Origin of the sequence: Frateuria sp. Soil773, from assembly GCF_001428405.1 — a bacterium.
In the GTDB taxonomy this organism is placed as follows: Bacteria; Pseudomonadota; Gammaproteobacteria; order Xanthomonadales; family Rhodanobacteraceae; genus LMSL01.
Window position 1 is genome coordinate 302,165 of the sequence record NZ_LMSL01000041.1, and the last position, 14,093, is coordinate 316,257.

General features: G+C 66.8%; 12 protein-coding genes and 1 pseudogene. 6 read left to right on the forward strand and 7 right to left on the reverse strand.

Translation table 11 applies throughout. The features are described from left to right. Positions 1 to 3: 3 nt before the first annotated feature. The 3 genes and pseudogenes from ASG87_RS17180 to ASG87_RS21110 form a co-directional block, all read right to left on the reverse strand. Positions 4 to 864, reverse strand: a complete 861-nt coding sequence (locus tag ASG87_RS17180; protein WP_056009065.1) for a glycosyltransferase family 2 protein — start codon at positions 862 to 864, stop codon at positions 4 to 6. A gap of 118 nt (positions 865 to 982) precedes the next feature. Next, a complete protein-coding gene (locus ASG87_RS17185; protein WP_235499680.1) occupies positions 983 to 1,951 on the reverse strand; it encodes a DegT/DnrJ/EryC1/StrS family aminotransferase in 969 nt (322 codons plus the stop codon). 25 nt (positions 1,952 to 1,976) lie between these two features. Beyond that, positions 1,977 to 2,207, reverse strand: a pseudogene (locus ASG87_RS21110) (DegT/DnrJ/EryC1/StrS family aminotransferase); the annotation flags it as partial. Between the two features lie 152 nt (positions 2,208 to 2,359). Between ASG87_RS21110 and pilB the strand changes: the two are divergent. From pilB to coaE, 4 genes are all read left to right on the forward strand, one after another. Continuing rightward, the gene (gene pilB / locus ASG87_RS17190) at positions 2,360 to 4,081 is read left to right on the forward strand and encodes a type IV-A pilus assembly ATPase PilB (protein WP_056008063.1); all 1,722 of its coding nucleotides are present in this window, start codon (positions 2,360 to 2,362) and stop codon (positions 4,079 to 4,081) included. A gap of 176 nt (positions 4,082 to 4,257) precedes the next feature. Further along, positions 4,258 to 5,526 carry a type II secretion system F family protein gene (locus ASG87_RS17195; protein ID WP_056009068.1) on the forward strand — a complete coding sequence of 423 codons (1,269 nt, stop codon included), beginning with the start codon at positions 4,258 to 4,260 and terminating at the stop codon, positions 5,524 to 5,526. Positions 5,527 to 5,605: 79 nt separating this feature from the next. Next, entirely contained in the window at positions 5,606 to 6,463 is an 858-nt protein-coding gene (locus ASG87_RS17200) for an A24 family peptidase (RefSeq protein WP_056008065.1), read from the forward strand. After that, positions 6,460 to 7,077 carry a dephospho-CoA kinase gene (gene coaE / locus ASG87_RS17205; protein ID WP_056008068.1) on the forward strand — a complete coding sequence of 206 codons (618 nt, stop codon included), beginning with the start codon at positions 6,460 to 6,462 and terminating at the stop codon, positions 7,075 to 7,077. Before ASG87_RS17200 ends, coaE begins: the two co-directional genes overlap by 4 nt. 114 nt (positions 7,078 to 7,191) lie before the next feature. On the opposite strand, the gene ASG87_RS17210 is transcribed toward coaE, so the two are convergent. The 3 genes from ASG87_RS17210 to ASG87_RS17220 all read right to left on the reverse strand — a co-directional run bounded on the left by ASG87_RS17210 (position 7,192) and on the right by ASG87_RS17220 (position 9,605). Continuing rightward, on the reverse strand, positions 7,192 to 8,142 hold the full coding sequence (locus ASG87_RS17210; RefSeq protein ID WP_235499681.1) for a Nudix family hydrolase: 951 nt from the start codon (positions 8,140 to 8,142) through the stop codon (positions 7,192 to 7,194). A gap of 15 nt (positions 8,143 to 8,157) precedes the next feature. Beyond that, a complete protein-coding gene (locus ASG87_RS17215; protein WP_056008071.1) occupies positions 8,158 to 8,646 on the reverse strand; it encodes a dihydrofolate reductase in 489 nt (162 codons plus the stop codon). Between the two features lie 164 nt (positions 8,647 to 8,810). Next, on the reverse strand, positions 8,811 to 9,605 hold the full coding sequence (locus ASG87_RS17220) for a thymidylate synthase (protein WP_056008074.1): 795 nt from the start codon (positions 9,603 to 9,605) through the stop codon (positions 8,811 to 8,813). Between the two features lie 255 nt (positions 9,606 to 9,860). On the opposite strand from ASG87_RS17220, the gene ASG87_RS17225 reads away from it, so the two are divergent. Beyond that, positions 9,861 to 10,877: a TIGR00266 family protein gene (locus ASG87_RS17225; RefSeq protein ID WP_056008077.1), complete on the forward strand. Its 1,017-nt coding sequence runs from the start codon at positions 9,861 to 9,863 to the stop codon at positions 10,875 to 10,877. A 40-nt stretch (positions 10,878 to 10,917) separates the two neighbouring features. Here ASG87_RS17225 and lgt read toward each other — a convergent pair whose 3' ends face one another. Further along, on the reverse strand, positions 10,918 to 11,733 hold the full coding sequence (lgt, locus tag ASG87_RS17230; protein ID WP_056008080.1) for a prolipoprotein diacylglyceryl transferase: 816 nt from the start codon (positions 11,731 to 11,733) through the stop codon (positions 10,918 to 10,920). 195 nt (positions 11,734 to 11,928) lie between these two features. On the opposite strand from lgt, the gene ASG87_RS17235 reads away from it, so the two are divergent. Then, a complete protein-coding gene (locus ASG87_RS17235) occupies positions 11,929 to 13,884 on the forward strand; it encodes a S9 family peptidase (RefSeq protein ID WP_056008083.1) in 1,956 nt (651 codons plus the stop codon). Positions 13,885 to 14,093 lie beyond the last annotated feature (209 nt).

Here is a 14,093-nt window from a genome sequence, read left to right on the forward strand (position 1 = left end):
CAATCAGGGATTTCCATCCCGCCGATACGTCAATGCCGTGATCTGCTCGGAAATCAGGCCGATCAGGAAGATGATAACCGCCGAACTCCACAGCGCCACGCTGATGAGGCTCAGGCGATGGAAGTTGAAGAAGGTGTAGAAGTAATAGCCCAACCCCAATGCGAAAAAGCTCATCGCTGCCGGCACAAAGAGCTTCAGCGGGGAATACAGGGTGGCAATCTTGAAGATGATGAGCAGAAAGCGGATGCCGTCCTTGAACGGCCTGATGTGGCTCTTTCCCACGCGCTGCGCGGCCTTGACCGGTATGTAGGCCAAGGGATACGCACTGCGGAAAAACGCCATAGTGCTTGTGGTGGGGTAGCTGAATCCGTTCGGCAGGAGATGCAGGAATTCACGGAACCTGCCCGCACGCACGGCACGGAAGCCGGAAGTCAGATCGGCCACCTTATGACCGGTCATGCGCGTTGCGAGCCAGTTGTAGAGCGTATTGGCTAGACCGCGCCCGACTCCGGCCTGGCTCCCCCAATCGCGTGCGCCGACGACCATATCGTAGCCCTCGTCGAGCCTGGCCACCAAGCGTGCGATATCCGCCGGATCGTGCTGGCCGTCGCCATCCATGAACACGAGGACGTCTCCCGCGGCCGCTCGCGCTCCGCGCTTGACGGCAGCGCCATTGCCCATCGAGTACGGCGAGGACAAGCATTGAACGCCGCAGGCTGCGCAGATCGCCCGGGTATCGTCGGTGGAACCGTCGTCGACCACGATGATCTCCGCCTGCGGTTGTGCATCAAGCAACCCAGGCAACAAATCGGCCAATGCGACAGCCTCGTTCTTGGCTGGCAGGATAATGCTGAGACGGTTCAAGAGCGCTCCCCCGAGTGAGGCCGGATCATAGCGCAGGCCGTCTTCCACTGTTGTGGATCGGGTTGCCTGATGGCCGGCAATGCCTTTCAGAGGCTTTCAAGTATGGAAGGCACTCGGCTCAACGTGCATGCAACAGGTCGGTAACGGCCTGGATCACACGTTCGGCATCGCTATCGGACATGGCCGGCGACAGTGGCAAGCTGACGGTCTCGCGCCCCAGTTGCATGGCGCAAGGCCATTGCTCCGGACGCCAGCCGAAGCGCTGCTGGTAATAGGGGTGCTCGGGAATCGAGAGATAGTGCACGCCCGTACCGATTCCTGCGGCGTTCATGGCATCGAGGAAGGCGTCACGTCCCAGTCCGGAGCGTGCAGCGTCGATCATCACCGTGTAGAGGTGGTAGCCATGACGCGTACCGGCGTCGGGCGGTGCCGGCAACCCCAGGGGAAAACCTGCGAATGCTTCGTCGTAGCGTTCCCAGAGTTCACGGCGACGTCGCCAGTTGGCTTCGACGCGAGCGAGCTGATGCAGGCCGATCGCCGCCTGCAGATCCATCATGTTGTATTTGAAACCGCACTCGACCACTTGGTAGTGCTTGTAGCCCTGGTCGCCGAAGCGGTGCCAGGCATCCTTGCTCATGCCGTGCAGGGCCAGGATACGCGCCCGGGCGACATGCTCTTCATCGCGCCCCAGGATCATGCCGCCCTCGCCGGTCACCACGTTCTTGGTGGCATAGAAACTGAAGCAGCCGAAATCGCCGAAAGTACCCACCGGTTGCCCATCGAACTCGGTTTCGATCGCATGGGCGCAGTCCTCGATCACGACAAGGCCATGCTTGCGGGCAATCGCCATGATGCGATCCATCGCACAGGGCCGGCCGGCGAAATGCACGGGCAGGATCGCGCGGGTACGCGGTGTGATCGCGGCCTCGATCGCGTCCGGGTCGATGTTCTGGCTGGAAGGATCGACATCGGCCAGCACCGGGGCGAGGCCGGCATGCAGAATGGCATTGACGGTGGCGCAGAAGGTAAGCGGCGTGGTGATGACCTCTCCCCCCCGGTTCGATGCCGGCAGCCACCATGCCGACATGCAGGGCAGCCGTGCAGGAATTGACCGCGGCCACCCGCGACGGCGGGACACCGCGCCATGTGGCGAAATCGCGCTCGAACTGCGCCACCCGCGGACCTGTCCCCAGCCAGCCCGAACGAAGGCAGGCTTCGACCTCGGCGATCTCCTCTTCGCCAATGGCGGGTTTGCCGAATACCAGAAAGGGCTTTTCGGGAGCTGGCATGAACGGGCCTGGGCAAAACCGCAGTTCTATACCAGTCGGCCCGACATCGTCCATCTCTGTTGCAGCGCAAGATAATTCCCTCGCGCGTGGCTTTGGCCTCCGCGTCTTGTGCGTCAGGTCACCCCCAGCGGCACCGCCGGGATGACCCCGGAAGGGTATCTAGGGTAAATTCCACGACAATCAGGGGGCTGGGTCGGATTCTGCATATGTCGTCGCAACTGCAACCATCGCTCGCCGGCTTGTCCGGCATGGCACGCCGGCTGGTTTCCGAAGGCGTATTGCCTGAAGCGGACGTGCGCAAGGCGGTCGCCGACTCGGCCCAGCAGAAGACCACGTTGGCAGCCTGGCTGCTGGACCACAACCTGGTCGATAGCGTCAGGCTCACCCAGGTCGCGTCGGCCGAATTCGGCATGCCGATGATGGACGTGAGCGCCCTCCAGCCCGCGTCCATGCCGCTGAACCTGATCAGCGAGGCATTGATCAACAAGCATCATGCCCTGCCCCTGTTCAAGCGCGGCAAGCGATTGTTCGTCGGCATTGCCGATCCCATGCAGTCGCATGCGCTGGACGAAATCAAGTTCCATTCCAACTGCATGGTGGAGCCGATCCTGGTGGATCGCCAGCAGTTGCTGCGGACGATCGAGCACGCGCTCAGCACCATGAATGCGGCCATGCCGGACATGGGCGAAAGCGAACTGGACGAGCTTTCGCTGGAGTCGGGCGAGGACGAGGCCGAGAGCACCGGCATCGACGCCACCGGCGGCGACGACGCACCGGTGGTGAAGTTCGTCAACAAGATCCTGGTCGACGCGATCCGTCGCGGTGCCTCGGACATCCATTTCGAGCCGTTCGAGACCAATTACCGCGTGCGCCTGCGCATGGATGGCATGCTGCGCGCGGTGGCCAGCCCGCCGATGAAGCTGGCCAACCGCATCTCCTCGCGTCTGAAGGTGATGTCGGGCCTGGACATCGCCGAACGGCGCGTGCCGCAGGACGGCCGCATCAAGCTCAACCTGTCCAAGAGCCGCGCGGTGGACTTCCGCGTCAGCACGCTGCCCACGCTGTTCGGCGAGAAGATCGTGCTGCGTATCCTGGACGGCTCCTCCGCCAAGCTCGGCATCGAGAAGCTCGGCTACGAGGACGACCAGAAAAAGCTCTACCTGGATGCCATCGCCAAGCCCTACGGCATGGTCCTGGTCACCGGCCCCACCGGTTCGGGCAAGACGGTGTCGCTGTATACCGCGCTGAACATCCTCAACACCACCGAGCGCAACATCTCCACGGTGGAAGACCCGGTGGAAATACGCGTCGAGGGCATCAACCAGGTGCAGCAGAACGTGAAGCGCGGCATGACCTTCGCCGCCGCGCTGCGCTCGTTCCTGCGCCAGGATCCGGACGTGATCATGGTCGGCGAGATCCGCGACCTGGAAACCGCCGAGATCGCGATCAAGGCCGCGCAGACGGGTCACATGGTGCTGTCCACCCTGCACACCAACGACGCGCCGCAGACCATCGCACGCCTGATGAACATGGGCATCGCGCCGTACAACATCACCTCCTCGGTCACCCTGATCATCGCCCAGCGCCTTGCGCGGCGCCTGCACGACTGCAAGAAGCAACAGACGCTTCCTCCGCACGCCCTGCTTGCCGCGGGCTTCACCCAGGAAGAGATCGACGCCGGCCTGACCCTCTACGAGGCGAACGGCTGCGACAACTGCAACGAGGGCTACAAGGGGCGCGTGGGCATCTACCAGGTCATGCCCATGCTGGAAGACATCCAGAAGATCGTGCTGCAGGGTGGCAATGCTCTGCAGATCGCCGAGGCAGCGCGCAAGGCCGGCGTGAACGACCTGCGCGCCTCGGCCCTGCTGAAAGTGAAGAACGGGGTGACCAGCCTGGCCGAGATCGACCGCGTCACCAAGGACTGAGTCACCGGAAGGCGGGCCGGGAATGCCTGTAAAAATATAAAAATAGCTGTTTGGGGGCTCCACGATCCGGACTTGCGTCCGGTTCCACGGATTGCCCCCGGGGAATGACATAAGCTGCAAGCTGTCGCGCCACCGCCATGGCGGTGGCTGATCGAATCACCAGGGGGAACATGCGCATGGCCACGGCTACCGCAACCGCAAAGAACGCGCGCGCCATCGGCGCCCAACGTGCCCAGGTCAGCCAGATGACCACGTACGACTGGGTGGCGCTGGACAAGCGCGGCAAGCGCATGAAGGGCGAGATGCCGGCGAAGAACGCCTCGCTGGTCAAGGCGGAGCTGCGCCGCCAGGGCATGAATCCACAGACTGTGCGCGAGCGCGGCAAGCCGCTGTTCGGCGCCACCGGCAGTACCGTCCAACCACGCGACGTCGCCGTCTTCAGCCGCCAGATCGCCACCATGATGGCCTCGGGCGTGCCGATGGTGCAGGCCTTCGAAATCATTGCCGACGGCCAGAAAAACGTCCGCTTCAAGAACATGCTGGTCGACGTCAAGCAGACGATCGAAGGCGGCTCGACACTCCACGAGGCGCTGGGCAAGTATCCGGTGCAGTTCGACGAGCTCTACTGCAATCTGGTGCACGCCGGCGAATCGGCCGGCGTGCTGGATACCGTGCTCGATACGGTAGCCACCTACAAGGAGCGGATGGAGGGCCTGAAGAAGAAGATCAAGAAGGCCCTGTTCTATCCGGTGATGGTGCTGGTGGTCGCGCTGCTGGTCAGCATGATCCTGCTGATCTTCGTGGTGCCCGTATTCCAGAAGACGTTCAAGGATGCCGGTGCCGAACTGCCGGTGCCCACCCAGATCGTGGTGAGTGCATCCGAATTCATGCAAAGCTACTGGTGGGTCGTGGTCGGCATCATCATCGGCAGTGTCGTTGCCTTGGTGATGGCCAAGCGACGCTCACTGAAGTTCGCCCACTTCCTCGACCGGATGATGCTGAAGCTGCCCGTCATCGGCAACATCCTTCGCCAGTCCGCCATCGCACGCTTTGCCCGCACGCTCGGCGTCACCTTTCGTGCCGGTGTACCGCTGGTGGAAGCCCTGGACGCCGTCGCCGGCGCCACCGGCAGTATCGTCTACGGCGATGCGATCAAGCAGATGCGCGACGATATCGCCGTCGGTCACCAGTTGCAGTTGGCCATGCGTCAGACCGGCCTGTTCCCGAACATGGTGGTGCAGATGACCGCGATCGGCGAGGAATCCGGCGCATTGGACAACATGCTGTTCAAGGTAGCCGAGTTCTATGAGGAAGAGGTCAACAACGCGGTCGATACCTTGTCGACCCTGCTCGAACCCATGATCATGGTGATCCTGGGCGTGCTGGTCGGCGGCATGGTGATTTCGCTGTACCTGCCGATCTTCAAGCTCGGCGCCACCATTTAAGGCACGACCTTTCGAGCGCGCCGCACTGTTGCCGTGATACGGCGATAATGCGGCGCGTTTTCTTTGCATAGGAACCGGCATGTCCGCCTTGCCACCGTCGCTCTGGATCGCCTTCGCCGCCGCCCTCGGCCTCCTGGTCGGCAGCTTCCTCAACGTGGTGATCCTGCGCCTGCCCGAGCGGATGGCGGCACAGTGGCGGCGCGAGGCGCGCGAGGTGCTGGAGCTTGAGGACGATGCCGCGCCGATGCCGCCGGGGATCGTGCGCGAGCCCTCGCATTGCCCGCACTGCAAGCACCGGCTGTCCCCGCTGGACAACATCCCCCTGTTCGGCTGGCTGCTTTTGCGCGGGCGCTGCCGTTATTGCAAGGCGGCGATCTCGATCCAGTATCCGCTGGTGGAACTGCTCAGCGGCGTGCTGAGCGCGGTCATCGTGTGGAAATTCGGGCCGACCTGGCCGGCCCTGGCGGGGCTGGCGTTCACCTGGCTGCTGATCGCCCTGGCCGGCATCGACTTCCGCACGCAACTGCTGCCTGACCAACTGACCTATCCGCTGCTGTGGCTGGGCCTGCTGCTGTCGCTGCTGCCGATGTTCGTGCCGCCGGCGCCGGCGATCCTGGCTGCGGCGATCGGCTACCTGAGCCTGTGGAGCGTGTACTGGCTGTTCAAGCTGCTTACCGGCAAGGAAGGCATGGGGCATGGCGATTTCAAGCTGCTGGCCGCGCTGGGAGCGTGGATGGGGGCGTCGGCCCTGCTGCCGGTGATCCTGCTGTCTTCGCTGATCGGCGCCCTGGTCGGCGGCGCCCTTGTCGCACTGCGCAGGCACGGGCGCGAGGTGCCGATGCCGTTCGGTCCGTTCATCGCCGCCGCCGGCTGGGTCTGGTTCGTCGCCGGCGATTCGCTGATGCACGCCTATATGCGGCTGGCCGGGCTGCAATGAGCGAACGCCACGGCTACGTCGTCGCGCTGACCGGCGGCATCGCCGCCGGCAAGAGTGCGGTGAGCCGGCGTTTCGAGGCACTGGGCATCCATGTGTACGACGCCGACGTCGCGGCCCGCGAGGTGGTCGAACCGGGCACCGCCGGGCTGGCCGCCGTCGTGGCCGCCTTCGGCCAGGTGCTGGACGCCGAGGGCCGGCTCGACCGCCCGGCCATGCGCCGTCGCATCTTCGCCGAGCCATCGGCGCGCCAGGCGCTGGAGGCCATCGTCCATCCTCTCGTGCGCGAACGGCTGCACGAGCAGGCACTGGCCGATCGCGGCCCCTACTGCCTGCTGGCGGTCCCGCTGCTGGCGGAGAACATCGCCCACTACCGCTGGGTGGACCGCGTGCTGCTGGTCGATGTGCCCGAAGCGGTGCAGATGCGCCGCCTGCTCGCCCGCGACGGCATCGATGCCGCGCTGGCCGAGCGCATGCTGGCGAACCAGGCCAGCCGCGCGCAACGCCAGGCGATCGCCGACGACGTCATCGACAACGGCGGCGAAGAGGCGGCGCTGGACGAGCAGGTCGCCGCCCTGCACCGGAAATACCTGGAACTGGCCGCAAGCCGCGACTAGGCGCACCAGCGGGGCCGCCCTAAAGTACGGCTTCCCACGCGATGGGCTCTGTCCAAGGACTAGGGTGCCGCGCCCAAGACCGCTCCTGCAAAAACCCGGCATTTCGCTGCGCCGCTACGGCTCGCCCCAGAAACCGCGGATGCCGGCGACGCCCTGCCCGCCGGCTTCGCATGCCCGCGAAACGTCCGCCGCCGCCACGCCGCCCAGCGCATAGACCGGCAATGCCGCCGCTTCGGCCAGCGCCTGGAATGCGCGCCAGTCCAGCGGAACGGCATCCGGATGGCTGGCCGTGGCGAGCACCGGCGACAGCGCCGCAAAATCGGCGCCGAGCCTTACGGCATGCGCCAATTCGGCGGCATCGTGGCAACTGGCGCCGACCAGCTGCCGCCACGGCAGCGGCCGTTCGGCCAGCAGGGACAACTGGCTGCGCTTGAGCTGGACGCCTGTCCCCAGTTGCCGGGCGCCTTCGACGTCGGCATTGAGCAGCAGCGGCACGCCGAGGCGCCGCGACTCCGGCAGCAGCGCCGCCGCCAGGTCGCGCACGGCCTGGCGCGACCACGTCGGCAGCCGCAATTGCAGCAGCATGCCGCCCTGGGCGATCCGCCGCCGCAGCCGCGCCAGCGCCTCGGGAAACTCGGCCTCGCGCCAATCCGCTGGCGTGACCGCGTAATGCCGGGGCAGGCGCAGCGCCTGCAGGATCGGCCGGTCGGCCGGGGCGAGCAGCGCCGGGTCGACCTGCTCCGGCCGGGCCCATTGCAGGGCCTGGCCTTCCAGCGACCTGGCCTCGCCGCGCCAGTGCGCGATCTTCCAGGCATCGAGCAGCAGCCCGCGCTCGCCGTAGCGCCACGGCACCCGGATCAGCGGCGTACCGGGCCCGGCATCGATACCCAGCTCTTCGTGCAGTTCGCGCGCCAGCGCCGCCTGCGGCGATTCGCCCGGTTCGGTCTTTCCGCCCGGGAACTCCCACAGGCCGGCCAGGTGCTTGCCGGGCGGGCGCTGCGCCAGCAGCACGCGCCCGGCGCCATCGCACAGCACCCCGGCCATCACGTGCATCGGCACGTCCATGCCGGCGCCCGGCGCTCAGCTATTGCGGATGTATTCGACCATGTCGAAATCGTAGCTGTGCTCGGCGTCGTGCTTGTGGTGCGTGCGGGACACCTCGGTCCACTCGTCGAAATGCACGCCGGGGAAGAACGTATCGGCGCCGTCCACCGCCGCATTGACCCAGGTGAGGTACAGGCGCCGTGCGGAGGGCAGCGCCTCGCGGTAGACCTGGCCGCCCCCGATCACCATCAGGCCGGTGCCGCCGGCGCGGGCCTGCGCCTCGGCGAGCGAGCGCACGGTGACCTGGCCGGGGAACGGTGCCTCGTGCTTGTGCGACAGCACCAGGTTGTGCCGGTCGGGCAGGGCGCGCCCCACCGAGACCGCCGTGTTGTAGCCCATCAGCACGTACTTGCCGAGGGTGAGCTGCTTGAACCAGCGCAGGTCGTCCGGCAGGTGCCAGGGCAACTGTCCCTTGCGCCCGATGGCGAAGTTCTCGTCGAGGGCGGCGATCAGCGAAATGGCCATGGGGACTCCAGGATGACGATGGTGAAATGACTGGCAACCGCGGCGGCCCGGGCTTTCGGGCTGAGCGTCAGCCGGTGATTCTAGCGAGGATTCCTGCCGCGGTGACGATCCGGTCGGGCTTGCCGAATCGAAACTTCTCGCGCCGCAGCGGCCGTGTCGCCGGCCTAGACGGCCACCGGCGCCTTGATCGCCGGATGCGGCGCGTAGCCCTCGATGACGACGTCCTCGTAGCGGAAATCCTCCAGCGCCGCGACGTCCGGGTTCAGCACCAGCCGCGGCAGGGGCCGCGGCTCGCGCGCGAGCTGCAGCCGCGCCTGCTCCAGGTGGTTGCTGTACAGGTGCGCGTCTCCCAGGGTATGCACGAAATCGCCCACGCCCAGCCCGCACACCTGCGCCACCATGTGGGTCAGCAGGGCGTAGCTGGCGATGTTGAACGGCACGCCGAGGAAGATGTCGCCGGAGCGCTGGTACAACTGGCAGCTCAGCTTGCCGTCCGCCACGTAGAACTGGAACAGCGAATGGCAAGGCATCAGCGCCATTTTCGGCAGTTCGCCGACGTTCCACGCGCTGACGATCAGCCGGCGCGAGTCGGGATTGCGCCGGATCTCGTCCACCACCCAGCGGATCTGGTCCACCGTGCCGCCATCAACCGTGGGCCAGGCCCGCCACTGCTGGCCGTAGACCGGGCCGAGGTCGCCGTGCGCGTCGGCCCACTCGTCCCAGATGCTGACGCCGTGCTCCTTCAGGTACGCGATGTTGGTGTCGCCGCGCAGGAACCAGATCAGCTCGTGCACGATGGATTTCAGGTGCAGCTTCTTGGTGGTGACCAGCGGGAAACCCTCGCCGAGGTCGAAGCGCATCTGCCAGCCGAACACGCTGCGGGTGCCTGTGCCGGTGCGGTCGGTCTTTTCGGTGCCGCGTTCGAGCACGTGGCGGAGCAGGTCGAGATAGGCGCGCATGGCGGGAAGCATAGCCTCAACGCTCCCGCCGGTGCGATTTCCGCTGGCCGTACGGGGCCCGGCCAGCCTGCGCAGACGGCCTGCAGCCGTCACCGCAGCCTGCCGGGGGGAAGACCGGATTCCCGCCTGCCGGGAAGGCCCGAAGCAGTGCCCGGGAAGCGGCGGCCCGGGCACGCCTTGCATGACGACGGTCACTCGCCCGGCCGCCGATCCCGCCCTAGACTCGGGGCCTTCTCCCCCGACGAGACGGACACCATGGCGCAGTGGTACTTCAGTTACGGCAAGAACACCGACCGCATCGGCCCGCTCGACGACGAGGCCGCGCGCGAGCAGGCGCGCAGCCGGCCCGACGGCTATTGCTGGAAGGAAGGCTACGCCGAGTGGAAGCCGATCCGCAGCGTCGCCGAGCTGGGTGCCGGCGCGCCCGCGATGGCGCCGCCGCCGGTGCCGGCCATGCTGCGCGGCACCGGCGCCGACGAGATCGACTACCGCATCGTCGGCTCCGACATGCAGTTCGTCGAGGTCGAGCTGGACCCCGGCGAAAGCGCGATCGCCGAGGCCGGCGCGCTGATGTACAAGGAAGCCGCCGTGCAGATGGACACCGTGTTCGGCGACGGCTCCACCTCCAGCCAGGGCGGCGGCCTGATGGACAAGCTGCTTTCGGCCGGCAAGCGCGTGATCACCGGCGAAAGCCTGTTCACCACCGTGTTCACCCACACCGGCCAGGGCAAGGCCAAGGTGGCCTTCGCCGCGCCCTACCCCGGCACCGTGATGGCGATGAAGCTGTCCGAGCACGGCGGCCGGCTGATCTGCCAGAAGGATTCGTTCCTGGCCGGCGCACGCGGCGTATCGCTGGGCATCTTCTTCCAGCGCAAGATCCTCACCGGCCTGTTCGGCGGCGAGGGCTTCATCATGCAGAAGCTCGAAGGTGACGGCTGGGTGTTCGTGCACGCCGGCGGCACCGTGGTGCAGCGCGAACTGAAGGCCGGCGAGCGGCTGGACGTCGATACCGGCTGCGTGGTGGCCTTCCACGACACGGTGAGCATGGACGTCAAGCCGGTGGGCGGCATCAAGAGCATGCTGTTCGGCGGCGAAGGCATGTTCCTCGCCACGCTCACCGGCCCGGGCACGGTCTGGCTGCAGTCGCTGCCGTTCTCGCGCATGGCCGGCCGCATGCTGGCGGCGGCGCCGCAGGGCGGCGGCCAGCGCCGCGGCGAGGGCTCGATCCTCGGCGGCCTGGGCGACCTGATCGGCGGCGACCGCAACTTCTGATGCCTGGCCGCGGGAGCGCACCGCGTGCGCTCCCGCGAGGTCAGGCGGCCACCGGCGGCAAGGTAGGCGACCGGCGCGACATGCCGATCAGCAGCAGCCCGACCGCGATCAGCGGCAGCGACTGCATCTGCCCCATCGTCACCCACTGCGTGCCGAACAGGTAGCCCAGTTGCGCGTCGGGTACCCGCACGAACTCCACCGCGAAGCGGAAGCAGCCGTACATCAGCGCGAACAGGCCCGAGACCAGGTAGCGCGGCCGCGGCTTGAGCGAAACCAACCACAGCACCGCGAACATCACCACGCCCTCCAGCAGCATCTCGTAGAGCTGCGAGGGGTGGCGCGGCAGCCGGTCCGGCGCGTTCGGAAAGATCATCGCCCACGGCACGTCGCTGGGCTTGCCCCACAGCTCGCCGTTGATGAAGTTGCCGAGCCGGCCCAGGCCCAGCCCGATCGGCACCAGCGGCGCCACGAAATCGACCGTGTCGAAGAAGTGCAGCCGGTGCCGGCGCGACCACCACAACCCCGCCGCCAGCACGCCGAGCAGGCCGCCGTGGAAGCTCATGCCGCCGTCCCACACCTTGAACAACGCCAGCGGATCGGTCCAGATCCAGCGCACGTCGGCGTAGAACAGCATGTACCACACGCGCCCGCCGACGATCACGCCCATCATGCAGTAGAACAGCAGGTCGCCCAGCGCATCGCGGCTCACCGGCAGGCGCCCGCGGCGGCGGCGGTACTCGGCCAGCGTGCCCGCCGCGAGGAAGCCGAGCAGGTACATCAGCCCGTACCAGTGCACCTGGAGCGGGCCGAGGCCGAAGGCGACCGGATCGAAATGGACGACGTAGGGCTGGGACATGGGAGCGGGGCTGGCGGCAAAGCCCAAGTGTAGCCGGCCGGGCAAGGTTGCGCCGTCCTTCCGCAGCAAGCCCGCGGCTGGCTAGAATCCGCACGGGGATGCCGACCGCCGCGGGAACGCGCGCGGCCGGCGGGCCGGGCCGCGAAGCTCCGAGCGGCCGGCGCATCGACAGGGAGCGTGCCAGGGGGAACTGGGATGACGTACCGATTTGCACGGGCCTTGCTGTCCGCCGCGGGCCTGTGCCTGCCGATGGCGGCCGCGGCCGCCGACCTGATACCGGTGCAGGACTTCGCGCGCCGTCCGCAGTTGTCGATGCCGCGGCTGTCGCCGGACGGCCAGCACCTGGCGGTGCGCATGGACGACAACGACAACGGCACGCACGCGCTGGTGGTGTTCGGGATCGCCGACATGAGCCGCCCGGTCAGCATGCTGCGCATGCCCAAGTACGAGCTGCCGGCGAATATCGTCTGGGTCAGCCCGACCCGCCTGGTGGTGGAAAAGGGCAAGGAACTGGGCTCGATCGACAAGCCCGCCCTGACTGGCGAGATCATCGCCACCGACATCGACGGCAAGCACCAGGACTACCTCTACGGGTTCGAATCCAAGTACGGCACGCGCGCCGCCACGCGCGCCACCGACCGCGGCTGGGGCTTCTACGACGGCGCCCCGGAAACGGCCAACGGCCATTTCTACATGGCCGCCCATAGCTGGGACAACAGCGAGCACAGCACCCTTTACGACGTCGACGCCGCCAAGAACACGCGCCACCTGATCGGCGACATCGGCGTCGGCGGCCTGAACTTCATGGTCGGCGCCGACGGCCGCGCGCACTATGCCTACGGCCGCAACGAGGACTACGAATACGTCGTCTACCACCAGCAGGACAACGGCTGGGCGAAGATGTCCGCCGCGCAGATCGGGCGCAGCTTCGCGCCGATCGACTTCACGCCGGACCATCGGCGCATCTATGCCAGCTACGACGCCCAGGGCGGCCCCACCGCGCTGGTGGAGCAGGACGAGGACGGCGGCAACCGCAAGGTCCTGGCCCGTGACGGCTTCAGCAGCATCGGCGGCATCGAGTGGACGCCGATGCCGCGCCAGCCGTTCGCCACCGTGCCGGCCACCGGCATCCCCAGGGTCAGCTACATCGACCCGAACCTGCCGGCAGCCAAGCTGCATCGCGCGCTGAGCCTGAAATTCCCCGGCAGCTACGTGCATTTCATCGACTACAGCGAAGACGGCGGCCAGTTGCTGTTCGGCGTCAGCAGTGACCGCGACCCCGGCGCCTACTACCTGATCGACACGCACACCTACAAGGTGCGCAAGCTGTTCGATGCCGCGCCATGGGTCGATCCGTCGAAAATGGCCGAGCGCCGCCCGCTGCACTTCAAGGCCAGCGACGGCACCGAGCTGGAAGCCATCCTGACCCTGCCCCGCGGCACCGGCGAGAAGAACCTGCCGATGGTGCTGCTGCCGCACGGCGGGCCGATCGGCGTGCAGGACGATTGGTCCTACGACGGCGACGCGCAGTTCCTCGCCAGCCGCGGCTACCTGGTGCTGCAGGTGAACTACCGCGGCTCCAGCGGCCGCGGCGTCGATTTCAAGGAAGCCGCCAACCTGCAGTGGGGCACCCGGGTCCAGCAGGACCTGATCGACGGCGTGAAGTGGGCCGTCGGCGAGAACTACGCCGATCCCAAGCGCATCTGCGTGTACGGCGGCAGCTTCGGCGGCTACTCGGCGATGATGACGGTGATCCGCGCGCCGGGCCTGTTCAAGTGCGCCATCGGCTACGCCGGCGTCTACGACCTGGCGATGATGTACAAGAAGGGCGACATCCGTGAGAGCAAGTCCGGCCGCAGCTACCTCACCACGGTGATCGGCAAGGACGATGCCGACCTCGCCGCCAACTCGCCCGACAAGCTGGCCGACAAGATCGACGTGCCGGTGCTGCTGATCCACGGCGAAGACGACCAGCGCGCCCCGTTCGCCCAGGCCAAGGCGATGCGCGCCGCGCTGGATGCGGCGCACAAGCCTTACGAATGGCTGAGCAAGCCGGGCGAAGGCCATGGCTTCTACGACGAGAAGAACAACGTCGAGCGCTACGAGCACATGCAGGCGTTCCTCGAAAAGAACATCGGCAAGGGGGCCTGAAGCTGGGACTGGCCGTCGCCGGCTGAAGGACCCAGCCTCCGCTGCAGGCACGTCATCCCGGCTGCGAACCCATCATCCCTGCGGCAAATACGTCATCCCTACGGCAAATACGTCATCCCGGCGAAAGCCGGGATCCAGCGACTTTAGGCCGGCATGCAAAGGCACTGGATTCCAGCTTCCGCTGGAATGACGGCGTTGCGAGATGGTCG

Bases quoted from the DNA above. Each gene is read 5' to 3' on its own strand.
- ASG87_RS17210 (WP_235499681.1), bottom strand. From the start codon at position 8,142: ATGGACGTGCCGATGCACGTGATGGCCGGGGTGCTGTGCGATGGCGCC.
- ASG87_RS17235 (WP_056008083.1), top strand. From the start codon at position 11,929: ATGACGTACCGATTTGCACGGGCCTTGCTGTCCGCCGCGGGCCTGTGC.
- ASG87_RS17200 (WP_056008065.1), top strand. From the start codon at position 5,606: ATGTCCGCCTTGCCACCGTCGCTCTGGATCGCCTTCGCCGCCGCCCTC.
- ASG87_RS17220 (WP_056008074.1), bottom strand. From the start codon at position 9,605: ATGCGCGCCTATCTCGACCTGCTCCGCCACGTGCTCGAACGCGGCACC.
- ASG87_RS17195 (WP_056009068.1), top strand. From the start codon at position 4,258: ATGGCCACGGCTACCGCAACCGCAAAGAACGCGCGCGCCATCGGCGCC.
- ASG87_RS17225 (WP_056008077.1), top strand. From the start codon at position 9,861: ATGGCGCAGTGGTACTTCAGTTACGGCAAGAACACCGACCGCATCGGC.
- lgt (WP_056008080.1), bottom strand. From the start codon at position 11,733: ATGTCCCAGCCCTACGTCGTCCATTTCGATCCGGTCGCCTTCGGCCTC.
- ASG87_RS17215 (WP_056008071.1), bottom strand. From the start codon at position 8,646: ATGGCCATTTCGCTGATCGCCGCCCTCGACGAGAACTTCGCCATCGGG.
- pilB (WP_056008063.1), top strand. From the start codon at position 2,360: ATGTCGTCGCAACTGCAACCATCGCTCGCCGGCTTGTCCGGCATGGCA.
- ASG87_RS17185 (WP_235499680.1), bottom strand. From the start codon at position 1,951: ATGTCGGCATGGTGGCTGCCGGCATCGAACCGGGGGGGAGAGGTCATC.
- coaE (WP_056008068.1), top strand. From the start codon at position 6,460: ATGAGCGAACGCCACGGCTACGTCGTCGCGCTGACCGGCGGCATCGCC.